We start from the raw sequence: 20,687 nt of genomic DNA on the forward strand, positions 1-20,687 counted from the left end.
TCGCGCAGGGCTGCCTTCCTCGCTTATGCGCAGCCCCTGCAGGAAACCTCATAATGAACAATGAACAACTGACAGCCCGACTGGACGCCCTGGAAAGTCGCGCCGCCATCGAGTCGCTGATCAGCGCCTACGCCAATGCTTTCGACCGCATCGACGCCTCGCTTCTTAGCTCAATCTGGCACGAAGAGTCGACACTGGATCTACCGGGTTTTGGCCAGGCTGGAAACCGTGACGAAATCCTGGCGATGGCGCAAAACAGCTGGCGCCAGATGCCCCATATGCACCACTGGATGGCCAACCCGCTGATTGAAATCGAGGGTGACAGCGCAGTGGGCACGGTAGCTGCGGATTGCCTGTTTCATGACATTGAAAAAGGCCCGGTGCAAGTCAGCGGTCTTTACCACGACAGGTTTGAACGTCGGGACGGAAAGTGGGCGTTCCTGTCACGTCGTTTTGAAATGCATTTCCTGACGCCGTTAAAAGATTGGGTACCCGCAGCGGGCGAAGAACAGTTTGCACCGTTCGAGCAGCTCAAGGGAACGACAGCGAAAAACGAATAGTCCCGGCCCTTGGCTGTTCGACACCCACGTGGCCGTCATGCAGTTGCATGATGGCCGCGACAATGGCGAGGCCAAGCCCGTAGGAGTCGGAATTCTGGTGCCGAGACGCATCGCCACGGTAAAAGCGGTCGAAGAGTTTGCCCAGGGTTTCGTCGCCCAGCACCGGCCCTTGGTTCTCCACTTCAATCCGGGCACCTCCGTGGGTTTCCAATACCCGTATCAGAATCTCGGTGCCCTCGTAAGCGTAGCGAACAGCGTTCGCCACCAGGTTGCTCAACGCTCTGCGCAGCAGCAAGGGGTCAGCGAGCACGATACCATCGCCCGTTATTTGGAAGCTCATTCGCCGCTCTTCAGCCAAGCCCTCAAAATACTCAGCGATGCGCTGTGATTCGTCATGCAGCGACAGTTGCTGGCGCTCCACTACGGCTTGCGCTTCATCGGCGCGCGCCAGAAACAGAATGCTTTCGACGATGCGCGAGATCCGTTCGAGTTCTTCAAGGTTCGAAGCGATCAGCGCCTGATATTCGTCCTCGCTACGGCGTTGGCGAAGGGCAACCTGACAATGTCCCATCAACGACCCGACCGGCGTGCGGATTTCATGGGCAAGGTCGGCGGAAAATTGCGTCAGTCGCTGATAACCCTGAGCAAGACGATCAAGCATCGCGTTATAGGCGTCACTCAGCTGTTGCAATTCAACCGGCGTATCGGCGCTGTCCATGCGGCTGTGCAGACGCTCAGGCGTTATGGCTGCGGCATGGGCGGCCATTTTGCGCAGCGGACGCAGCCCGCGACGCAATGACAGATAACCCAGCAACGCGGTTGCCAGAAAGGCAAGGGCCACGGCCAGGTAGATGCGCTCGCGATACGCTGCAAGCATCGCCATTTCCTTGCCCATAAGGTGTGCGGCCGTCAGTCGGACTACACGGCCACCCGACGTCGTGACTACGGAGGCGGCGCGCAGCCTTGTTCCCGAGTCGGTCACGCCGCTGCGCAGATCACTGACGCTCAGCTTTGTGTCCTGGCCGATCACCGGCAGTTCAGGCAACGTGACGTTGAGTGGATTGACCTGGATGACCGGTGGCTGCCCCGGCTCTTCAATGATGAAGATGTCGTCTTCGCTGTCGAGCATGTTCTTGAAAATCTGCGGGCTGTCGCGCAGCTTTTCGATGGCGAGTTCGTAATGCAGGAGCTTGCGAAAATGCTCCAGACGGCCCATCACCGCGTGATCGCTGTAGATCAATACCGAGGCTTTCATCGTCTGATACAGATAGAAGCCCGCGCCGGCCACGGCCAGCATCGCGACCATGGCAAACGCCACGGTCGATCGCAGCGTCAGCGAGGGTTGGCGTCGGGACCGCATGGCCTCACCTCGCAGACATAGCCGATACCGCGAATGGTATGGATCAGCTTGATCGGGTAGGGCTGGTCGACCTTGTTGCGCAGGCGCTTGACAGCGACGTCCACCACGTTGGTATCGCTGTCGAAATTCATGTCCCAGACTTCCGAAGCGATTTGTGTCCTGGACAACACATCGCCGGCTCGACGCAGAAACAGATGGAGCAGGGCGAACTCCTTGTTGGTCAGCACGATCACCTGTTGTTGGCGGGTCACGCGGCGCCGGACCAGATCCAGTTCGAGATCGGCAAGGTGGAAATGGTCGGCTTCGCGCACGACACCGCGGCGCAGAATAGTGCGGATGCGCAACAGCAGTTCGGTAAACGAAAAAGGTTTGATCAGGTAATCATCGGCGCCCAGTTCCAGACCGCGAATGCGGTCTTGCAACTGGTCGCGCGCGGTAAGGAACAGCACGGGTACGTCTTGTCTGGCGCGCAACAGCTCGATGATCTGAAACCCGTCAATCCCGGGCAACATCACGTCCAGCACGATCAGGTCATAGGTCGTATGCAAGGCCATGTGCAGGCCGTCGGCGCCATGCTGGGTCCAGTCGACGTTGTAACCGGACTCACCGAGCCCCTTTTTCAGGTACTCACCTGTTTTGGTGTCATCTTCGATCAGCAGGATATGCATCGTCAGGCGCGCTCGGGTTTCTTCATGACGGGATTCAGTCCGCGACATCGGTATCTCGGCTGTGCAGTGTAACGGGATGAGCGGGCGCAGTCGGTTACATTTCTGTCATTCATGGTCAGGGTTGGCGAATGACAAAAATGTCATTCGACGGTCATCGTGACGTCCCGGTCTGCGGTTGAGGATGGCGACACATCAACCCATGAGGAATCGTCGCCATGCAACTCAAAAACGCCCTGTCTACCACGTTCGGTTTGGTGATGCTCAGCGCTGCCGTCATTGCCACCGCCGCCGACATGCCGGTCATCAAACCACTGCGCGGTACGGTGGAAAGCGTCAGCAACAACACGCTGACCTTCACTGTCCGCTCTGGCGCCCAGCAGACGATCGGACTGACTGACAAGACCGGTATCAGCCGGGTATCGAAGGCCAATATCGACTCGATCAAATCCGACAGCTTCATCGGCTCGGCGGCCATCCCGCAGGCCAACGGAACCTTGAAGGCGCTTGAGGTCACGGTATTCGACGCCAGGCTCAAGGGCAGCGGCGAAGGTCATTACGGTTGGCAGAACGCAGACGGTAGCACTGGCACCATGACCAACGGCACCGTGGGCAAACTGTCCAAAACCGACGGCCGCACGTTGACCGTCAACTACCAGGGCGGCGAGAAACAAATCGTCGTGCCGGATGACGTGCCTATCGCCTACGTCGAGCCAGGCAAAGCCGATGAGCTGGTTAAAGGAACGAAAATCGTCGTGTTCCCCGCTGCAGATGGCACCGCACGCGGCATTGCAGTCGGCAAGGATGGCTTCCAGCCACCGATGTAATCATCTGAGAAAGCTTGAGCGTTGCCGTCTGGCAACGCTCCGCTAAACGGAAGGCTTGCAAGGGGAAACACGTGAGACAGAAAAAGCTGCATCCCTGGCCGGTTCGCCTCACCCACTGGCTCAACGCTGCCTGCATGGTCTGCATGTTCATGAGCGGCTGGGCCATTTACAACGCCTCGCCACTGTTCGGCTTCAGATTTGCGGCGGCGCTGACCGTGGGCGGTTGGCTGGGCGGGGCGCTGGCCTGGCATTTCGCGTTTATGTGGCTGCTGCTGATCAACGGCGCGATCTATGTGCTGTACGGGTTGGCCAGTCGCCATTTCAAACGTGAGCTGCTGCCCATCGGCATTGCCGCATTGAAGCATGATCTGACCGATGCCTTGCGCTTTCGGCTGGTGCATGAAAAGGGTGTCTATAACGCAGTACAGCGCCTGATGTACTGGATCGTGCTGGCGGCAGGTGTACTGATCGTGATTTCGGGTGTAGCGATCTGGAAACCGGTTCAACTTCAAGAGCTGGTCGCGTTACTGGGCGGCTATGACGTTGCTCGTTACGTACATTTTGCGGCCATGGCGATGATTGCAGCGTTTGTGGTGATTCACCTGGTCTTGGTGATTCTGGTACCAAAAACCCTGTTGCCAATGATCACGGGTGGAGTCCGGACGCCTGATAACGAGAAAAATGGGTCATGACTGAATTTACAAAAAAAACGCGTCAGCGCGTCAGGATTGAACCTGCGCAACAGCTTGAACTGGACAACATTCAGCGCCGGCATTTTCTTCGGGCCGGCCTCACGGTGGGCGCGATGTCGATGCTGACCGGTTGCAACCTGCAGGACGGCGATCAGGTCGACAAAGTGCTTTGGGCCATGTCGCGTTGGAACGACCGGGTCCAGGCGTGGCTGTTCAGTGGACGGAAACTGGCGCCGACCTTCGCCCGCGCGCAGATCACAAAGCCGTTTCCGTTCAACGCTTTCTATGGTCAGGACGATATCCCTGAAGTAGACCTGACCAGTTACTCGCTCGCCGTCTCCGGCCGGATCAGGGACAAGGCGCCGTGGACACTCGAAAGCTTGCGCAAGCTGCCGCAACGCAGCGATATCACTCGGCTGATCTGTGTTGAGGGCTGGAGCGCGATCGGGCAATGGGGAGGTGTACCGCTGAAAACCTTCCTGGAACACATCGGCGCCGACACCACAGCGAAATTTGTCGGTTTCAAATGTGCCGATCGTTACTACTCCAGTCTGGACATGCCGACCGCCTTGCACCCGCAGACGCTGTTGGCACTGGATTACGCTAACGTGGCGCTGCCGCCCGAGTACGGCTATCCGCTGAGGGTTCGGGTCCCCACCAAACTGGGCTTCAAAAACCCCAAGCATGTTGTCGAGATTTTCGTCAGCAACGACAACCCGGGCGGGTATTGGGAAGACCAGGGCTACAACTGGTTCAGCGGGATCTGATGAAGCAAAGAACGGAACTGTCACGCCAGGAACACTGGCGAGATTTATGACACCAAGCGTGATATGAGGCATGCCGATGACCGGTATTTCTGCAGTACCGCCAGCACCATCCGTCTTGCCGACATCAGAACCCAGGATGCGGGCAACGGGTGATGGAGCAGATTTCCAATCTCTCTTGCAGGCTCAGTCCAGTCCACCTTTACAACAGTCGGATAAAGCTCGCACTCGGATGCTCTTTGATAATCTTGCCGCATGTACCTTCAATGGCGAAAAAAGGGCTATCTGCTTTGATGTTATCGGCACAGGGGGACTGAATGCGTTCGCCATTGCAGTGGCTCTCTCGCCGCTAACCGTCACCTGGGTACCGACCGAGATTGTTCGAGCGCCACTGCGCTCGCCTGGAATACGGACTTTTCGCCGTCGCAATCCCTCTTCAGCCGAGAGCTCCTTCCTCAACCGGTCAAATTCGGAGGATAGGGGTTACGATTAGACGGGTCTCGAAAGCTTGCTCGCCTTAGGCCAGTATTATTAAGGGAGAAGCAGATACCGCCAATTCTCACCTGTAGCGTTGAATGGTCTTTCGGTCGCCTAAAGTAGAAAGCCCGATGGCTTCTCTATCGTGGGTGGTGTTATGAGGCAGCGTCGACTTACAGCCTATTTTTCCACCCCGCTGTCATCCCCCGTTTATTCTGAGCATCAGAGAGTTATAGCCCGCCATCAGGGCTACTTTTGGCCGAAGGTAGTCGTTCGTGAACGGCTGCTTTCGGCCAAAAGCAGACATTGATAATGGTGTAGATCAGCTGCTGGAGGTTGTCGGCCACCAATGAAAAAATCGCAACCAATACTAGATTGACCGCAGAGTCCCCTAACTCTTGCAGCGGAGAGCATTGACTACCAATGCAAAGGCTGGCAAGGACTGCCTCCGGCTCGGGTAGTAGAGGTGATATCCGGGAAAAGTTGGTGACCAGTCTTCAAGAACACGGATTAACCGACCATCCTTGACATGTGCCTGGACAAGATCCTCCGGTGCGTATACCAACCCGCATCCTTCCAGAGCGGCGGTCATTATTTGGGGTGAGGTGCTAAAGATCATCTGGCCAGACACCTGAACATGTAGCGCCTTGCCGGCCTTGGAAAACTCCCAGGCATACAAACCACCATGAGTGGGCAAACGCAGGTTCACGCAGTTATGAGTTGTCAGATCTTGGGGAGTCTGTGGTTTTACACGATGAGCAAAGTAACTCGGCGCTCCCACCACAGCCATTCGAAAGTCAGGGGAAATCCTGACTGCGATCATGTCCTTTGCCACTTGATCGCCTATACGCACACCGGCGTCGAAGCGTTCAGCGACGATATCGACTAACTTGTAGCCGATGTTGATCTCTAGAGTCAGATCGGGATATTCCGGCAGCAACCTAGAGAGTTTCGGCCAGAGAATGGTAGATGCCGCATGGTCGGGCGAGGTGATCCGGATAGTTCCGCCCGGCTTGTCACGCAGCTCTCCCAACGCCGCAATTTCGGCTTCTATCCCCTCGTAGTAAGGCACAAGGCTCACAAGCAATCGCTCGCCGGCTTCGGTCGGCGACGCGCCGCGTGTGGTGCGGGCCAGCAAGCGGATACCAAGACGTTCCTCAAGACTGCGGATGCTATGGCTAATAGCTGATTGGGACACACCCAAATGGGCCGCAGCTCTGGTGAAACTGCGCTCGCGCGCAACGGTGATGAACACCGCAAGGCTGTTGAAATCGCTCTGTGGCATTATGAATTAACCTCATACCGGTTATCGCAGTATGCCACTTCTTGAATGGGCCAGATGTTTATAAAGTAGCTCCATCCCCAATAACCAAACAGTTTGTGGGTTGGTTACCAATACCCGCAAAGGAGATGGATGATGTATAAGCGCAAAATCGGCAGCAACGGCCTCGAAGTTTCAGCGATTGGCTTGGGCTGCATGGGCCTGACATTCGGCTATGGCACCACCACTGACAAAGCGGACGCAATCAAACTCATCCGGGCGGCCTTTGAGCGTGGCGTCACCCACTTCGATTCGGCAGAAGCCTATGGCCAAGTCAACGAAGAAATGGTTGGCGAAGCCGTTCAACCATTTCGCGAGCAGATCATCATCGCGACAAAATTCGGTTTTAAGGACGGCAGTCCCGCCGCAGGGCTGGACAGTCGACCTGAGCGCATCCGCCAGGTGGCGGAAGAATCACTCAAGCGCCTGAAGACCGACTGCATTGACCTGTTTTACCAACATCGCGTCGATCCAAATGTTCCTATGGAAGATGTTGCCGGGGCCGTGCGCGACCTCATCACCGAAGGCAAGGTCAAATACTTTGGCATGTGTGAAGCCGGCGTAGACGCTATCCGTCGCGCCCATGCGGTGCAGCCGCTGTCCGCACTTCAAAGTGAGTATTCGATGTTCACCCGTGAGCCTGAACAGGAAATTATTCCAACCCTCGAAGCGCTCGGGATTGGCTTCATTCCCTTCAGTCCATTGGGCAAGGGTTTTTTGACCGGGAAAATTGATGCCGGCACGACCTTCTCCAACGGTGATGTCCGGAACAATCTGCCTCGTTTTGCTGACGGTGCCCGCGAGGCCAACCACCATCTCGTCACCCTGATCGGTGAAATCGCCCAACGCAATCAAGCCACCCCCGCCCAGATTGCGCTGGCCTGGCTGCTGGCACAAAAGCCGTGGATTGCGCCTATACCAGGCACAACCAAGCTGCATCGCCTTGAAGAGAACGTAGGCGGAGCAACCGTGGAATTGACCGTAGAAGACCTTCGCGAACTTGGTGAGGTTCTGGCCAAGGTGCCTGTACAAGGTGAGCGTTACACCGCGCAGATGATGAAAACCATCAACCGTTAATCGTTCTTCAGCGCCTGACGGTGTTTCTTCGGGGGCACCGTCACACCCTCGTTTCCCGCTATCCACCTGCACGAGCAAGCGATCACTATGAAGTCAGACGAAGCTAACTTCGCCGTACCGGCATTTGCGCGCTATACCCATGACGTGCTTCTAGAGGAGATATGGCAGCGCCCGCAACTGCTGCCCCGGGATCGCAGCATCGTGACTGTTGCCGCCTTGATTGCGCGGCATCAGTCAGACGAAATGGCTCGCCAATTCAACTTGGCGTTGGAAAATGGCGTTACGCCCACCGAACTGGGTGAAGTCATCACTCATTTGGCATTCTATTCAGGCTGGGGCAATGCGACATTGGCGGCATCCATCGCCAAAGACATCTTTGAGACTCGCGGTATCGCACCAAGCGCATTGGCGGATGTAAAGGACAACCTGCTCCCAATCGATGAAGGCTTTGAGCAGATGCGCGTGGCGGCGGTAGAACAGATGATCGGCCCTGCATTCGACGCGCTCGCAGACTATACAACTTCGGTACTGTTCCATGACCTGTGGCTGCGCCCGGCACTGACTCCCCGTGATCGTAGCCTGGTCACGGTCGCGGCTCTGGTTGCAGTGGGGCAAGCCGCTCAAATCCCTTTTCATGTGAACAAAGCCATGGATAACGGTCTGACCCAAATTCAGGCTGCCGAAGTCATTACGCATCTGGCCTTCTACGCCGGTTGGCCGAACGCAATGTCGGCGGCAGACATCGCCAAAGGAATATTCGAAAAGCGCTCCGAGTAAATCACTTGGCAAATGTGGCGCTGTACGTCGAATGACCGGACATGAATCGGTCATTTCGCGCCAGCTATGGTTTCGTCTAAATCCAGGGTAAAAATACGCATAACATCAAATCCGAAGAGCGGCACATCATCTGCGAGCTTCGCTGCGATGATTACAACTCCGAGTGGGTTAAAGCCTTTACTCTGCAATTTGTTGAGCCGGCAAGAGCGGAACCCGGTTGCGGCTGTTACGACCTCTATCAGAGTTTCGAAGCACCCAATACGTTTTATATTCTCGATGGCTGGACAAACCAGCAGGCGGTCGAAGAGCACGCCGGCAATCAGCATGTCGCCAGCGTTATGGAAAGAGCTACGTCCACTGCTCACTTTCGGCCCCGCTATTACCCTCAATACTCGTGTAAGTAATTCAGGTCATCCGGGTGTTTGTACTTATGGATAGCGCTAACGGTATGTGCCCCATAACCGTCATTGAATATTGTCCGCTAAGTTCGTAAACGGACGTTTACGAATGGCTGCTAATGGCCGAAAGCAGGTGTTCGTGAGCGGCAGCTAATGGACGAAAGCGGTCTACTGAGCATTCAATGCTACCGTCGCGCTGTGCTTAGTTTTGTTGAGCACTTAACGGTGTCAGAAGGGTAGGGTTGCGGAAATGCCCGAAAAGATGCGGAAACGATCCAAAGAGAGAGGAGCAAATTTCCTGAATGCCAGAAACGACAAAGCCCTGAATAATCAGGGCTTTGTCGGTACAAAATATGGCGGAGGCGATGGGATTCGAACTCATGGACCTGTTACAGTCGACGGTTTTCAAGACCGTTGCCTTAAACCACTCGGCCACACCTCCGTTTGCGTTGCGGGCGCCATAATACCTGAATGAAACACACTGTCAAACTCTCTGCATGGCTTGTTACAGAGCGTCTGTTATGATCTTTGCGACTGAACGTTTCAAACCAACAGGAGTGTCGCCATGCGCGAACAGGATTACGCAGTTAATAACAGCGTGCAGGCTGAGCAGCTAGAGGTTAGCCGCGTCCTGCGCAACACTTATGGTCTCTTGGCTCTGACCCTCGCATTCAGCGGCGTGATGGCCTTCGTAGCCCAGCAGATGCGTGTCGGCTACCCGAACATTTTCGTGGTGCTGATCGGCTTCTACGGGCTGTTCTTCCTTACCAACAAACTCCGTGATTCCGCGTGGGGCCTGGTGTCCGCCTTCGCGTTGACCGGTTTCATGGGTTTCCTGCTCGGCCCGATCCTCAACCGTTACCTGGGCATGCAGGGCGGCGCTGAAGTGGTCAGCTCGGCGTTCGCCATGACCGCGCTGGTGTTCGGTGGTCTGTCGGCCTACGTGCTGATCACCCGCAAGGACATGAGCTTCCTCGGCGGCTTTATCACTGCAGGTTTCTTTGTCCTGCTGGGCGCTACGCTGGCGAGCTTTTTCTTCCAGATCAGCGGCCTGCAACTGGCGATCAGCGCCGGCTTCGTGCTGTTCTCCTCGGTCTGCATTCTGTTCCAGACCAGCGCGATCATCCACGGCGGCGAGCGCAACTACATCATGGCGACCATCAGCCTGTATGTATCGATCTACAACCTGTTCGTCAGCCTGCTGCAACTGTTCGGCATCATGAGCCGCGACGACTGATCGTAATGGCTGCAATAAAAAACCCGCTTCGGCGGGTTTTTTATCGTCTGGAGAAAAGTGTCTGCTCAGTTGATGACGATGCTACCGTCCACTTGCTGACGGTAGATCGTGTACGGCAGCAGCAGCGTATCGAGGGCACCGGAGACCACGGCATCAACCAACAGCCCCGGGATCGCAGTGTTGCGGTGATTATCGGCATCAACACCCGAGGACAGCGGCGCATTCAAGGAACAGAAGTCATAGGCGATGCCGCTGTAGATTCTCGGTACCGCGCCGCAATAACTTTTCTGTTGCTTGAGTCCGTCAACGGCAGCCTGATCGTTGCGCGCTACCGTTTGAATCGTGCCACAACCGCCGAGCAGCAGGGCCGCCAGCAGCATTGCCTGAATTTTCATAGCGCCATTCCTTAGCCGCGAAAAGCCACAATCTACGCCGATCAAAGGCAAAAGGCACCTACGCCATCGGTGGCAGGCGTCGTTTCACCGGGGTCTTCTTGACGATCGCCGTATTGGTTTCAGCCAGTGTATTCAGTCGGTCGAGCAGGGTATCGAGTTGCTCCATCGAGCGCACATGCAGACGCGCGATAAAGCAGTCCTCACCGGTGACCTTGTCACACTCGGTGAACTCAGGGATCGACATGATCTGCCGTTCCACCTCCTGCAATTGCCCTGGCAGCGGCCGCACACGGACGATCGCCTGCAACTGATAGCCGAAGCATTTCGGATCAATCTCCACCGTGTAGCCCTTGAGCACGCCGCGTTCTTCCAGACGCCGCAACCGTTCGGCCACGCTGGGCGATGACAGGCCGCTGATCTGCGCCAGCGCTTTGAGCGAGCGCCGCGAGTCTTCCATCAGCGCGCTGATGAGGATCTGATCGATATCGTCAGTCACAGGCAAATTCCGAATTAGGCAAAGGGCGCAAATCACCCTCGATAAAAAAGGTAAAAACCAAGTTTAGCCTGCTTTATGCGCTGGAGCAGCGCGAGGCGCGCTTGGCATACTTTTGCCATGCTTCGCTCACAGCCTCAGGAGAACAATAATGGACAACGCAATCCGCCGCGGCTCGCTGGAAATGACCGCCGCCATGCTGATATCCGGAACGATCGGCTGGTTCGTGCTGGTGTCCGGGCAACCGGTACTGGACGTGGTGTTCTGGCGCTGCGTGTTCGGCGCCGGCACCTTGCTGTTGATCTGCGCCGCGTTCGGCTTTCTGCGCCCGGGGATTCTGACCCGCACTACGTTTCTGCTGGCGGTGCTCAGTGGAATGGCGATTGTCGGCAATTGGGTGCTGCTGTTCGCGTCCTATTCACGCGCCTCGATAGCCATTGGTACGGCGGTCTATAACGTGCAGCCGTTCATGCTGGTCGGTCTGGCGGCGTTGTTCCTTGGCGAAAAGCTCACCTTGCAGAAGCTGTTCTGGCTGACGATTTCGTTCATGGGAATGCTGGCGATCGTCAGCGCCCATCGCACGCAAGGCGAGGAGGGTAACGACTACTTGATGGGGATTGCGCTGGCGTTGGGCGCGGCGTTTCTGTATGCGATTGCTGCACTGATCATCAAGCGCCTGACCGGCACGCCGCCGCACCTGATCGCGCTGATTCAAGTCTGCACCGGTGTGCTGTTGCTCGCGCCGTTCGCGCATTTCGATGCGTTGCCACAAGGCGCCGATGCCTGGGCGAGTCTGGTGACGCTGGGCATTGTGCATACCGGTTTGATGTACGTCTTGTTGTACGGCGCGATTCAAAAACTGCCGACCGCGCTGACCGGCGCGCTGTCGTTCATCTATCCGATTGCGGCGATTTTCGTTGACTGGTACGCCTTCGGCCATCGCCTGGAATTGCTGCAGTGGATCGGCGTCGCGGCGATCCTGCTGGCTGCCGCCGGCATGCAGCAGGGGTGGGGCTGGAAAGCCCGGCGGCTGGCGGCGCAGTAACGTTCAGATGTTCCAGCGCGGCGCAGTGGCCGCCAGACGCTGGCGCATCTCGCTGATATTGGCCGCCAGTTGTCGGGTCAGCATGCGGTAGCCGTCGAGCGTATTGACGACCGGCGCATCAAGGTCCGCTGCTGGCAGCTCCATCGGTCGCTCCAGCCGCTGCGAAGCGCCGGTTTTCAACGCGCGGGCCATGCCGATCAGCTGCACGCGAATCTGCCGGTGCTCAGCCTTCAGCGCCGTTTGCAGATGTGCCGTGGCCTGTGGATCGCTGACGTTGGGGCGGATATTGCCGAGAATTTCCAGCGTGCTGATGCACATGCGCAGGTTGCGCTGAATCGCGTCGAGTTCGGTCATGGAGATTTTCACTTCCTTGGACACCGACGGCATCAGCGAGCGCAACTGCACCATCACCGCACCCACCTTGCTCATCAGCCGCACGTGTTCGTCGGCGCTGACCGCTTCACCGTTGATGATGCGCCCGTACACCGTCGCGCAATCGCGCAAGGCATCGGCGAGGTTGTAACGCCACGAGTAGACCGCGTACAGCGGCAGAGCGAAGGAAAACGCCAGGGCGAGGGCGATGCCGATCAGGATGTCGACGCCGCGCCACAGACCATCGGTGATCGGGTTATCGCCATGCCCGGCAACGATGAACACGGTGATCGCCGAGAGCAGGGCGGTGTAGCCACCCTTGCCAATCGCGTGATACGAGAAAAAGCCACAGACCACGGCCATGGAAAAGTAGGTCAGCCACGGCAGGCCCAGCCACGCATGTTGCGCCACCAGTGCCAACCCGACCCCTGCACCGATCAAGGTACCAATGGCGCGCTCGGCGGCTTTTTTGCCGATATTGCCGTGATGCTGCAAACCGCCGATCACCACCAGCATGGTCACTGACGCCCATTCGCCGTGGGGCAGATTGATGCCGGTGGTCAGCAGAATCGTCGCCAGCAACCCCAGCGCCACCCGCACGGAATGGATCAGTCGGGCGTGACGGTAGCGCCGATACGGGTCCAGTAACGGACGCAGGATACGGCGCAACAGCGGTGGCAGGCGGTGGGAGCTGTAAGTAGTCAGTGCGAACCTCGTGAGTCAGTCAAATCAATGGAAGGGGAAAATGTAATTCATCCAGGCGGACATGCGCAGCAGGATTTTGCGCATCGCGCCGATGTGATGAAAGTGCTGACTGTACAGCGCCGCTTGCCCATAGGCGCCGCCCGGCATGAGCGCGCTGTATTCGGCGAACGCCGGGTCAGTGATTTCAATGATCACCGGCACCCGTCCGGCCGGTGGCGAACCGGTGTAGCTGATCAGCGTGCCGGAAGGTTGCACCTGGCCCTCGGCGATCACCCCGATCACACTTTTCACCCTACCGGCGAAGACCTTGCCGGGAATGCCATCGAAGGCGACTTCGGCCTCGTCGCCCACGGTCAGGCGCAGCAGGCTGTTCTGACGCATCCACGCTGCAAAATACTGACCTTCCTGCGGAATAAACACCATTGACGGGCGCAGCGGCAGCTTGCTCGCCATCATCCCCGGGCGCAGCGAAACGTGGGTGACGAAGCCTTTGCTCGGTGCTCGAACCACGGTGTTGTCCAGCTCGAACTGCGCATTGTCCAGTTGCGCCTGCAGATCGTCGGTGCGGGCGATGGCCGCGTCCAGTTCACGCTGGGTGCCGAAGTTGCGGCGAATCAGTTCGGTGATGCGGTAGCGGTCGCCCTTCGCTGCAACCAGTTGCGCCTTCAGCGATTTCAAGCGGTTCTGGAAAGGCGTGGGATCGATGCGGAACAGCACGTCGCCTTTTTCCAGGGGTTCGTTGCCCTTTACCGGTACGTCGATCACCTGGCCACTGATGATCGGAATGACCGGCACCGAGACAAAGTATGAGCGCGCCACCTCGGAATAGGGATGGTTGTAGTTCATGGTGAAAATCAGCGCGCCGATGATCAACACGCCACCCAGGACAGCGGTGGGCACCGTCCATTTGTTCAGCGGAATGCGGAAGATCTTGAAGATGGCGACGCAGAGTGCGGCGTACGTGAGGATGAGCAACAGATCCATCCTCAGATCCCCCGGCTGTCAGATTGCGACGCATCCGGCGACTGCGCTTCGAGCCGCTCGATTCGGGCTTGCAGCTCGACGACCTGTTGCTCCAGTTGATTGACGTGATTCTGGATGGGTTTGCCATCGCCGAAACCCCAACCGCGATCCTCGCGATAAGCCATCGCCCAGATCCACAGAAACGGCCAGAGTGCATGCAAGGTGAACAGGCTGACCCAGCCCGTGGCATGGATCGCGTCCTGGTGCGGGTGGTTGCGGTGAACGGCGATCTCGTACGGAATGTCATGCAGCACGATGATCCCGTAAAACAGCACGAGACCGACAAAAACCAACAGACCCAATGCGAAGTAATCGAGCATGGTCAGCCTCCCAGGCATCCAGCAATGCTGGGCTCAGTGTAGTCACTGAATCACCGGGGAGCTGACGGATCGGCGGGATCATTCAATCCCGCCGATCATCAGTCAAAAGATGTAGTCGGTGGTCAGGAAACTTGAATCACGCCCGCGAATGATTTCGCTGATCAGATCCTTGTTGCTCTCCTGGAATTTGGTCGCCACCAGCGTGCGGATCGAAAACACCCGCAACGCATCGTGTACCGATAGCGTGCCCTCGGCGGAGTTCTTGCGACCGTTGAACGGATACGTGTCCGGGCCGCGCTGGCACTGGGCGTTGAGGTTGATCCGCCCGACCTGATTGGCAAAGGTGTCGACCAGGCGACCGACCGCCACCGGGTTGGTGCCGAAGATGCTCAACTGCTGGCCGAAGTCGGATTCCAGTACGTAATCGATGACGGTATCGAGGTGGCGGTACGGCACGATGGGCACGACCGGGCCGAACTGTTCTTCCTGATACACGCGCATCTGCGGGTTCACCGGATACAGCACTGCGGGGTAGAAGAACGAGGCATGGGATTCGCCGCCATTCGGGTTGACCACCTGTGCGCCTTTGCTTTGCGCATCAGCGACCAGCCCGTGCAGATAATCGACCTTGCCCGACTCTGGCAGCGGTGTCAGCGCCACGCCGCTGTCCCACGGCATGCCCGGTTTGAGCGTGGCCAGCTTGGCATTGAATTTCTCGATGAAGCTGTCGACCACGTCTTCATGCACGAAGAGAATTTTCAGCGCGGTGCAACGCTGGCCGTTGAACGACAGCGAGCCGGTGGCCGCTTCGCTGACGGCATTGTCGAGATCGACTTCGGGTAGAACGATGCCGGGGTTCTTCGCATCCAGACCGAGAGCGGCGCGCAAACGGTGGGGTTTCGGGTGCAGTTTCTTCAGGTCGCTGGCGGCCTTGTTGGTGCCGATGAAAGCGAAAATGTCGATCTTGCCGCTGGCCATCAGTGCACTGACAGTCTCGCGGCCACTGCCGTAGATGACGTTGATCACGCCGCTCGGGAAGCTGTCGCGGAAGGCTTCAAGCAACGGACGGATCAGCAGCACGCCGAGCTTGGCCGGTTTGAACACCACGGTGTTGCCCATGATCAGCGCCGGAATCAGCGTGGTGAAGGTTTCGTTCAGCGGATAGTTGTAAGGCCCCATGCACAAAGCGACGCCGAGCGGTACGCGGCGGATCTGGCCGAGGGTGTCCTGTTCCAGCTCAAAGCGGCTGGAGCGGCGGTCGAGTTCTTTCAGGGCATTGATGGTGTCGACGATGTAGTCGCAGGTGCGATCGAACTCTTTTTCCGAGTCCTTGAGGTTCTTGCCGATCTCCCACATCAGCAGCTTGACCACGGCTTCGCGCTGCTCGCGCATACGGCCGAGAAACGCTTCGACATGCTGGATGCGCTCGGCCACGCGCATGGTTGGCCACAGGCCTTGGCCGCGATCGTAAGCGCGAACGGCAGCGTCGAGGGCGGTGAGCGCGGTGTCGGCATCCAGCAGCGGCGTGCTGCCGAGGATGACCTGTTCTTCACCGTTTTCGCCTTTCAGATAAACCGGGCTGCGCACGGTGGCGAGTGAGCCGTCCCAGCGGCGCAATTGACCATCGACCAGATATTCACGCTGCTCGACCTGAGCGTCGAGGCGATATTTTTCCGGGATGTCGCTGACCGAAGGGAACAGGTTGCCAAGGATGTTTGCTGTGGTCATGTCACTACCCTGTGTTGAAGTCGGCGTGCCGATTGAAAGTCTTGTGAAGGTTATACGCCTGAATGGGCCGGGATTTAACCCTGTGAATGTCATGCGAATGTCACGCACCCGTGCAACCGCAGGCCACCCTGTGGGAGCGAGCCTGCTCGCGAAGGCGGCGGCCCATCCAACATCCTCATTGCCTGATACAGCGCTTTCGCGAGCAGGCTCGCTCCCACGGTCGATCGTTTAAATCAGTCAGTCTGTCTTCGGTAATGAAGCTTTTATGACAAAAGTTCGGTAGCACATAGCCAGTCCGGTCATGCCTGTGTAACGCGCTTGAGGAGCCTTTAGGGGCGCAGTTTGCGAGTCGGGCGGGACGCCGGGAGTGAGGCAATGGGGACTATGGAACGCTATTCGAAAGTGGGCATGCAGGAGCTCGATCAACGCCTGTCGAAGATCGTCGAAGCCGCGCGCAAGAAGCCGGTTTCGGTGTATCGCTACGGCGCGCCGTGGGTCTGGATTGTCTCGCAGGATGACTGGCAGGGCGCTTTGAAAGAAGTCTCCAGCTACATTCCGCCGGGCCATTCGCTGGTGTTGCTGCGCCCGCAGATCGACGATCTGCTCGACGCCCACCAGGACCTGCTGCGCGACCTCAATGCCGTGCCCGGCATGCTCATTCCCGCGCAAACGGTCATGCACATCCTGCTCCTGCAATTGCTCTATTCGGTCCCCAGTGAACAGCAGCTCTATGAACAGCTGAATTACAACCTGCTGTTCCGCTGGTTCGTCGGCCTCGGCCTGAACCAGAAGGTCTGGAGTTTCACCGCCCTCAGCCGTGACATCGCCACGTTGCTCAACGAGCCGCGCGCGGTGCTGCTGATTCAGAAAATCATCGGCGAAGTGTTCTGCGGCGCCTTGCTGCAAATGCCCGAGTTCTCGCTGAACTTCGCGCTGTTGCACACATGGCTGGGCAAGCACGCCTGCGCCACAACGATCAGCAATTGACGCATCACACCGGGCGCTAACGCCCACAGTTCATCGCGAATTTCAGGGGGTAGTGTGGAACGGATTTTCACGTCACGGCTGGCGCTGTGGGGCTGGCTGCTGGTGACGGCGGGCGCGCAGCCAGCGCTGGCCGAGGAGGGCACAGAAGCGCCCGCCGCGCAGCGGCTGGTCGACGTCAACGAATACTTCGTGCGCGGCAATACCGTGCTCGATGCGCGGGCGATCGAAGAAGCGGTATACCCGTTCCTCGGCCCGCAGAAAGCCTTGAGCGACATCGAAGGCGCCCGCGATGCGTTGCAGAAGGCCTATCAGGAACGCGGCTACCAGTCGGTGTTTGTCGAGCTGCCCGAGCAGGCCGTGGCTGATGGCATCGTCTATCTGCAAGTCAGCGAAACCAAAGTCGGCCGGGTGCGCGTGGTTGGCGCCAAACACTATTCGCCGCTGGACATCCGCGACAACGTCCCGGCGCTGAAAGAAGGCGAGGTGCCGGACTTCGCCAAGGTCCAGGGCGAACTCGCGCAGCTCAATAAAACGCCAGGTCGACAGGTCATGCCACTGGTGCGCGAAGGCCAACGCCCCGGCACCATGGACGTCGATCTGCAGGTCGAAGACCAGAACCCATGGACGGCCAGCGTCGGCCTCAATAACGATTACAGCGCCGACACCGAGAAGCTGCGCAGCGTCACCAGTCTCGGCTACAACAACCTCTGGCAGTTGGGCCACAGCGTCAATCTGACGTTTTTTACTGCGCCGCAGGAAACCGACAACGCCAAGGTCTGGTCCGGCTCCTATACCGCGCCGCTGAGCGAGCGCTGGAGCGTGCAGTTCTCCGGTTACCAGTCCGACAGCAATGTCGCCACCATCGGCGGTAGCAACGTCCTCGGCAAGGGTCATTCTTACGGTGTTGCGGCGATTTACACGCTGCCCTCGAGCGGCAACTGGTCGAATTCGCTGTCGGCCGGCATCGATTTCAAGGACTTCGATGAGCGTCTGAGCCTGTCCGGCGAAAGCGACAAGGTGCCGCTGAAATACGCGCCGTTCACCTTCGCCTATAACGGCTATCGCTACAGCGAAAAGAGCCAGCTCGGCCTCGGCCTGAGCCTGGTTGCCGCCACCCGCAGCGTATTCGGCTACGGCAGCGACGACGAAGATTTCGACTACAAACGCTATCGCGCCAAACCGAGTTTCGCCGTGCTCAAGGGCGACACCAACTACACCTGGACCTTCGACAGCGACTGGCAGAGCGCGAGCAAAGCCGCGTTCCAACTCGCCTCGGGGCCGCTGGTTTCCAACGAACAGTTTTCCGCCGGCGGCGCCACCTCGGTGCGCGGCTATCTGGCCGCCGAACGCACAGCTGATGACGGGTATTTGCTCAGCCAGGAACTGCGCACACCGTCGCTGGCGAAATTCGCCGGCACGTGGATGCAGGACTGGCGCTTCTACGCCTTCGCCGAAGGTGCGCAGCTGTATCTGCGTGACGAACTGCCGGATCAGGACGCCAATTACGCCCTGGCCAGCGTCGGCCTTGGCACCCGCGCCAGCCTGAGCAAATGGCTGTCCGGCAGCCTCGACTGGGGCTACCCGCTACTCGAAGGGCCGAACACCTCAAAGCAGGAATCGCGCCTGCACTTCAACCTTCAAGCCACTTTCTAACGGAGCACGTCCATGCAACGCCTTTTCCTTTCGTTGTTGATCTGCCTGGGCTTCGTGCTCCCGGCCACGGCCCAGGCCTGGTGGCAGGACGACTGGCATTACCGCAAACAGATCGCCGTCGACACCACGCCCCAAGGCGCGGCGATCAATCAGGCCCTCGGCCGCACCGCGCTGCTGGTGCGCCTGCACACCGGCAACTTCACCTTCGACGGCGTGAAGGAGGACGGCTCGGATCTGCGCTTCGTCGCCGCCGACGACAAGACCGTGCTCAATCACCAGATCGAAAGTTTCGATGCGCTGATGGGCATGGCGCTGATCTGGGTCGATGTGCCGAATGTCGAGGGCGGCCAGCGCCAGGATATCTGGATGTATTACGGCAACCAGAAAGCCCCGGCCACCGGCAACGGCCAGTTGACCTTCGATCCGAATTACACCGCGCTGTATCACTTCGACGGCGCCACCGGCACCCCGGCGAAAGACACCACGGCGTACGGCAACACCGCGCAAAGCGCCACGGGTGCGGCGATTGATGGCGTCGTCGGGCGTGCCTTGCAGTTCAGTGGCCAGCCATTGCTCCTGCCAGCCAGTCCGCCGCTGCAACACAACGCGGGCAGCGCGTTCACCTTCAGTGCCTGGCTGCGTCTGGATCAGGCCACTGGCGAGCAACTGATCCTGGCCCGGCGCGAAGGCACGCAAAGTCTGCTGATCGGCGTCAGCCAAGGCCTGCCATTCGTAGAGATCGACGGCCTACGCGCCGCTGCTACCCAAGCGCTGGCTCCGGCGCAATGGCAACACGTTGCGCTAACCGCCGAGGGTTCGAAAGTCACCCTGTACATCAACGGTCGCGAAAGCGCTGCACTGGCTCAGGCGATGCCGGCATTCAACTCAGCCATGGCCATCGGTGCCGATCTGCATGAAGGCGCGTTCCAGCCATTCGCTGGCGCCATCGACGAGTTGCGCCTGTCGAAAGTCGCTCGTCCGGCCGCGCTGCTGCTGGCCGATGCCACCTCGCAAGGTGCCGAGTCGAAACTGGTGGCTTACGGCGTCGACGAAGAACAGTCCGGATTCGGTTTCGGCAGCCTCGGCTTCCTGCTCAATGCGGTGCCAATTGACGCTTGGGTGATCATTGCTGTGCTGGTGCTGATGATGTTCCAGTCGTGGATCATCATGCTGCGCAAGAACCGCAGCCTCAGCCGCGTCACCGCTGCCAACGAAGACTTCCGCGTGCAATTCGCCAAGGTCGGCACGCGTCTGGAAATGTTCGCCGACGACGCGCAACTGGCCCAGCGTCTGCAGCATTCGTCGCTGTGGCGCCTGTATCTGGTGGCGGTCAAAGAGATTCGCACCCGCCGCGAGCAGGGCGCCGATACCTCGTCGGTTTCTGCCGCGACCATTGAAGCCATCCGCTGCTCCATGGACGGCGTGCGCACCCGCGAAAACCAGCAGCTGAGTTCGAAACTCTCGACCCTGTCCAACGCCATCGCCGGCGGCCCCTACATCGGCCTGCTCGGCACGGTGCTGGGAATCATGGTGGTGTTTCTCGGCACGGCAATGGCCGGCGACGTCAACATCAATGCCATCGCACCGGGCATGGCTGCCGCGTTGTTGGCCACGGCGATGGGCCTGTTCGTCGCGATCCCCGCACTCTTTGGCTACAACCGGCTGATTACCCGCAACAAGGAAGTCAGCGCCGACATGCGCGTGTTCGTCGACGAGTTCATCACCCGTCTGGCGGAGATGCACGGCGAGAGCCAGTTCAGTGAGGCGGCGCATCGCGGCCATCACGCCAACCACTCCGTACCGGCCTGAGG

Annotated in this window: 21 protein-coding genes and 1 tRNA gene; 12 read left to right on the forward strand and 10 right to left on the reverse strand. The window is 58.6% G+C overall.

Features of this window, described 5'->3' with window-relative positions; all coding sequences use genetic code 11:
• The first annotated feature begins 53 nt into the window (after positions 1 to 53).
• A complete protein-coding gene (locus AC4IHP_RS18740) occupies positions 54 to 560 on the forward strand; it encodes a nuclear transport factor 2 family protein (RefSeq protein WP_042609814.1) in 507 nt (168 codons plus the stop codon).
• Here AC4IHP_RS18740 and AC4IHP_RS18745 read toward each other — a convergent pair.
• Positions 532 to 1,920 carry a heavy metal sensor histidine kinase gene (locus AC4IHP_RS18745; RefSeq protein ID WP_490832424.1) on the reverse strand — a complete coding sequence of 463 codons (1,389 nt, stop codon included), beginning with the start codon at positions 1,918 to 1,920 and terminating at the stop codon, positions 532 to 534. The genes AC4IHP_RS18740 and AC4IHP_RS18745 overlap by 29 nt on opposite strands.
• Positions 1,893 to 2,588: a heavy metal response regulator transcription factor gene (locus tag AC4IHP_RS18750; RefSeq protein ID WP_039760267.1), complete on the reverse strand. Its 696-nt coding sequence runs from the start codon at positions 2,586 to 2,588 to the stop codon at positions 1,893 to 1,895. Before AC4IHP_RS18750 ends, AC4IHP_RS18745 begins: the two co-directional genes overlap by 28 nt.
• A 215-nt stretch (positions 2,589 to 2,803) precedes the next feature.
• Between AC4IHP_RS18750 and AC4IHP_RS18755 the strand changes: the two genes are divergently transcribed.
• The 3 genes from AC4IHP_RS18755 to AC4IHP_RS18765 all read left to right on the forward strand — a co-directional run bounded on the left by AC4IHP_RS18755 (position 2,804) and on the right by AC4IHP_RS18765 (position 4,871).
• Complete coding sequence (locus AC4IHP_RS18755; RefSeq protein ID WP_042609816.1) at positions 2,804 to 3,412, forward strand: hypothetical protein; 609 nt, start codon at positions 2,804 to 2,806, stop codon at positions 3,410 to 3,412.
• A 71-nt stretch (positions 3,413 to 3,483) separates the two neighbouring features.
• Positions 3,484 to 4,104, forward strand: a complete 621-nt coding sequence (locus tag AC4IHP_RS18760) for a cytochrome b/b6 domain-containing protein (RefSeq protein ID WP_136493649.1) — start codon at positions 3,484 to 3,486, stop codon at positions 4,102 to 4,104.
• Entirely contained in the window at positions 4,101 to 4,871 is a 771-nt protein-coding gene (locus AC4IHP_RS18765; protein WP_490832425.1) for a molybdopterin-dependent oxidoreductase, read from the forward strand. Before AC4IHP_RS18760 ends, AC4IHP_RS18765 begins: the two co-directional genes overlap by 4 nt.
• Positions 4,872 to 5,736: 865 nt before the next feature.
• Here the strand turns inward: AC4IHP_RS18765 and AC4IHP_RS18770 are convergent.
• Complete coding sequence (locus AC4IHP_RS18770; protein ID WP_460118931.1) at positions 5,737 to 6,630, reverse strand: LysR family transcriptional regulator; 894 nt, start codon at positions 6,628 to 6,630, stop codon at positions 5,737 to 5,739.
• A gap of 132 nt (positions 6,631 to 6,762) precedes the next feature.
• Here AC4IHP_RS18770 and AC4IHP_RS18775 point away from each other — a divergent pair, with 132 nt between their 5' ends.
• The 3 genes from AC4IHP_RS18775 to AC4IHP_RS18785 all read left to right on the forward strand — a co-directional run bounded on the left by AC4IHP_RS18775 (position 6,763) and on the right by AC4IHP_RS18785 (position 8,924).
• On the forward strand, positions 6,763 to 7,743 hold the full coding sequence (locus AC4IHP_RS18775) for an aldo/keto reductase (RefSeq protein ID WP_490832426.1): 981 nt from the start codon (positions 6,763 to 6,765) through the stop codon (positions 7,741 to 7,743).
• Between the two features lie 87 nt (positions 7,744 to 7,830).
• Positions 7,831 to 8,520, forward strand: coding sequence for a carboxymuconolactone decarboxylase family protein (locus tag AC4IHP_RS18780; RefSeq protein WP_460118935.1), 690 nt, complete (start codon positions 7,831 to 7,833; stop codon positions 8,518 to 8,520).
• 182 nt (positions 8,521 to 8,702) lie between these two features.
• Positions 8,703 to 8,924, forward strand: a complete 222-nt coding sequence (locus AC4IHP_RS18785; protein WP_460125355.1) for a putative quinol monooxygenase — start codon at positions 8,703 to 8,705, stop codon at positions 8,922 to 8,924.
• Positions 8,925 to 9,272: 348 nt separating this feature from the next.
• Here AC4IHP_RS18785 and AC4IHP_RS18790 read toward each other — a convergent pair.
• Positions 9,273 to 9,360 (reverse strand) — tRNA-Ser (locus AC4IHP_RS18790).
• 123 nt (positions 9,361 to 9,483) lie between these two features.
• Between AC4IHP_RS18790 and AC4IHP_RS18795 the strand changes: the two genes are divergently transcribed.
• Complete coding sequence (locus tag AC4IHP_RS18795; protein WP_008006561.1) at positions 9,484 to 10,155, forward strand: Bax inhibitor-1/YccA family protein; 672 nt, start codon at positions 9,484 to 9,486, stop codon at positions 10,153 to 10,155.
• A gap of 65 nt (positions 10,156 to 10,220) precedes the next feature.
• Here AC4IHP_RS18795 and AC4IHP_RS18800 read toward each other — a convergent pair whose 3' ends face one another.
• Both AC4IHP_RS18800 and AC4IHP_RS18805 read right to left on the reverse strand, forming a co-directional pair.
• Positions 10,221 to 10,550, reverse strand: coding sequence for a YceK/YidQ family lipoprotein (locus tag AC4IHP_RS18800; protein ID WP_460118937.1), 330 nt, complete (start codon positions 10,548 to 10,550; stop codon positions 10,221 to 10,223).
• 58 nt (positions 10,551 to 10,608) lie between these two features.
• Complete coding sequence (locus AC4IHP_RS18805) at positions 10,609 to 11,046, reverse strand: Lrp/AsnC family transcriptional regulator (RefSeq protein WP_038368669.1); 438 nt, start codon at positions 11,044 to 11,046, stop codon at positions 10,609 to 10,611.
• A gap of 148 nt (positions 11,047 to 11,194) precedes the next feature.
• Between AC4IHP_RS18805 and AC4IHP_RS18810 the strand changes: the two genes are divergently transcribed.
• Positions 11,195 to 12,088, forward strand: a complete 894-nt coding sequence (locus AC4IHP_RS18810; protein WP_490832427.1) for a DMT family transporter — start codon at positions 11,195 to 11,197, stop codon at positions 12,086 to 12,088.
• 3 nt (positions 12,089 to 12,091) lie between these two features.
• On the opposite strand, the gene AC4IHP_RS18815 is transcribed toward AC4IHP_RS18810, so the two are convergent.
• The 4 genes from AC4IHP_RS18815 to AC4IHP_RS18830 form a co-directional block, all read right to left on the reverse strand.
• Positions 12,092 to 13,132, reverse strand: a complete 1,041-nt coding sequence (locus tag AC4IHP_RS18815) for an FUSC family protein (RefSeq protein WP_460125358.1) — start codon at positions 13,130 to 13,132, stop codon at positions 12,092 to 12,094.
• Between the two features lie 57 nt (positions 13,133 to 13,189).
• On the reverse strand, positions 13,190 to 14,149 hold the full coding sequence (locus tag AC4IHP_RS18820) for an HlyD family secretion protein (protein ID WP_016774598.1): 960 nt from the start codon (positions 14,147 to 14,149) through the stop codon (positions 13,190 to 13,192).
• 2 nt (positions 14,150 to 14,151) lie between these two features.
• Positions 14,152 to 14,508 (reverse strand): DUF3302 domain-containing protein, encoded by a 357-nt coding sequence (locus AC4IHP_RS18825; RefSeq protein WP_490832428.1) that lies wholly within the window; start codon positions 14,506 to 14,508, stop codon positions 14,152 to 14,154.
• 102 nt (positions 14,509 to 14,610) lie between these two features.
• Complete coding sequence (locus AC4IHP_RS18830; RefSeq protein WP_490832429.1) at positions 14,611 to 16,236, reverse strand: NADP-dependent glyceraldehyde-3-phosphate dehydrogenase; 1,626 nt, start codon at positions 16,234 to 16,236, stop codon at positions 14,611 to 14,613.
• Between the two features lie 375 nt (positions 16,237 to 16,611).
• On the opposite strand from AC4IHP_RS18830, the gene AC4IHP_RS18835 reads away from it, so the two are divergent.
• Genes AC4IHP_RS18835 through AC4IHP_RS18845 form a run of 3 tightly spaced genes read left to right on the forward strand, consistent with a single transcriptional unit; the run spans position 16,612 to position 20,685 of the window.
• Positions 16,612 to 17,223 carry a transposase gene (locus AC4IHP_RS18835; RefSeq protein ID WP_434768851.1) on the forward strand — a complete coding sequence of 204 codons (612 nt, stop codon included), beginning with the start codon at positions 16,612 to 16,614 and terminating at the stop codon, positions 17,221 to 17,223.
• Positions 17,224 to 17,277: 54 nt separating this feature from the next.
• Complete coding sequence (locus AC4IHP_RS18840) at positions 17,278 to 18,876, forward strand: ShlB/FhaC/HecB family hemolysin secretion/activation protein (protein ID WP_122704462.1); 1,599 nt, start codon at positions 17,278 to 17,280, stop codon at positions 18,874 to 18,876.
• Between the two features lie 12 nt (positions 18,877 to 18,888).
• Positions 18,889 to 20,685, forward strand: a complete 1,797-nt coding sequence (locus AC4IHP_RS18845) for a DUF2341 domain-containing protein (RefSeq protein ID WP_490832430.1) — start codon at positions 18,889 to 18,891, stop codon at positions 20,683 to 20,685.
• Positions 20,686 to 20,687 lie beyond the last annotated feature (2 nt).

Source organism: Pseudomonas sp. UF-293, from assembly GCF_058245595.1.

Bases quoted from the DNA above. Each gene is read 5' to 3' on its own strand.
- AC4IHP_RS18740 (WP_042609814.1), top strand. From the start codon at position 54: ATGAACAATGAACAACTGACAGCCCGACTGGACGCCCTGGAAAGTCGC.
- AC4IHP_RS18745 (WP_490832424.1), bottom strand. From the start codon at position 1,920: ATGCGGTCCCGACGCCAACCCTCGCTGACGCTGCGATCGACCGTGGCG.
- AC4IHP_RS18750 (WP_039760267.1), bottom strand. From the start codon at position 2,588: ATGCATATCCTGCTGATCGAAGATGACACCAAAACAGGTGAGTACCTG.
- AC4IHP_RS18755 (WP_042609816.1), top strand. From the start codon at position 2,804: ATGCAACTCAAAAACGCCCTGTCTACCACGTTCGGTTTGGTGATGCTC.
- AC4IHP_RS18765 (WP_490832425.1), top strand. From the start codon at position 4,101: ATGACTGAATTTACAAAAAAAACGCGTCAGCGCGTCAGGATTGAACCT.
- AC4IHP_RS18770 (WP_460118931.1), bottom strand. From the start codon at position 6,630: ATGCCACAGAGCGATTTCAACAGCCTTGCGGTGTTCATCACCGTTGCG.
- AC4IHP_RS18775 (WP_490832426.1), top strand. From the start codon at position 6,763: ATGTATAAGCGCAAAATCGGCAGCAACGGCCTCGAAGTTTCAGCGATT.
- AC4IHP_RS18780 (WP_460118935.1), top strand. From the start codon at position 7,831: ATGAAGTCAGACGAAGCTAACTTCGCCGTACCGGCATTTGCGCGCTAT.
- AC4IHP_RS18795 (WP_008006561.1), top strand. From the start codon at position 9,484: ATGCGCGAACAGGATTACGCAGTTAATAACAGCGTGCAGGCTGAGCAG.
- AC4IHP_RS18800 (WP_460118937.1), bottom strand. From the start codon at position 10,550: ATGAAAATTCAGGCAATGCTGCTGGCGGCCCTGCTGCTCGGCGGTTGT.
- AC4IHP_RS18810 (WP_490832427.1), top strand. From the start codon at position 11,195: ATGGACAACGCAATCCGCCGCGGCTCGCTGGAAATGACCGCCGCCATG.
- AC4IHP_RS18820 (WP_016774598.1), bottom strand. From the start codon at position 14,149: ATGGATCTGTTGCTCATCCTCACGTACGCCGCACTCTGCGTCGCCATC.
- AC4IHP_RS18825 (WP_490832428.1), bottom strand. From the start codon at position 14,508: ATGCTCGATTACTTCGCATTGGGTCTGTTGGTTTTTGTCGGTCTCGTG.
- AC4IHP_RS18830 (WP_490832429.1), bottom strand. From the start codon at position 16,236: ATGACCACAGCAAACATCCTTGGCAACCTGTTCCCTTCGGTCAGCGAC.
- AC4IHP_RS18835 (WP_434768851.1), top strand. From the start codon at position 16,612: ATGGGGACTATGGAACGCTATTCGAAAGTGGGCATGCAGGAGCTCGAT.
- AC4IHP_RS18845 (WP_490832430.1), top strand. From the start codon at position 18,889: ATGCAACGCCTTTTCCTTTCGTTGTTGATCTGCCTGGGCTTCGTGCTC.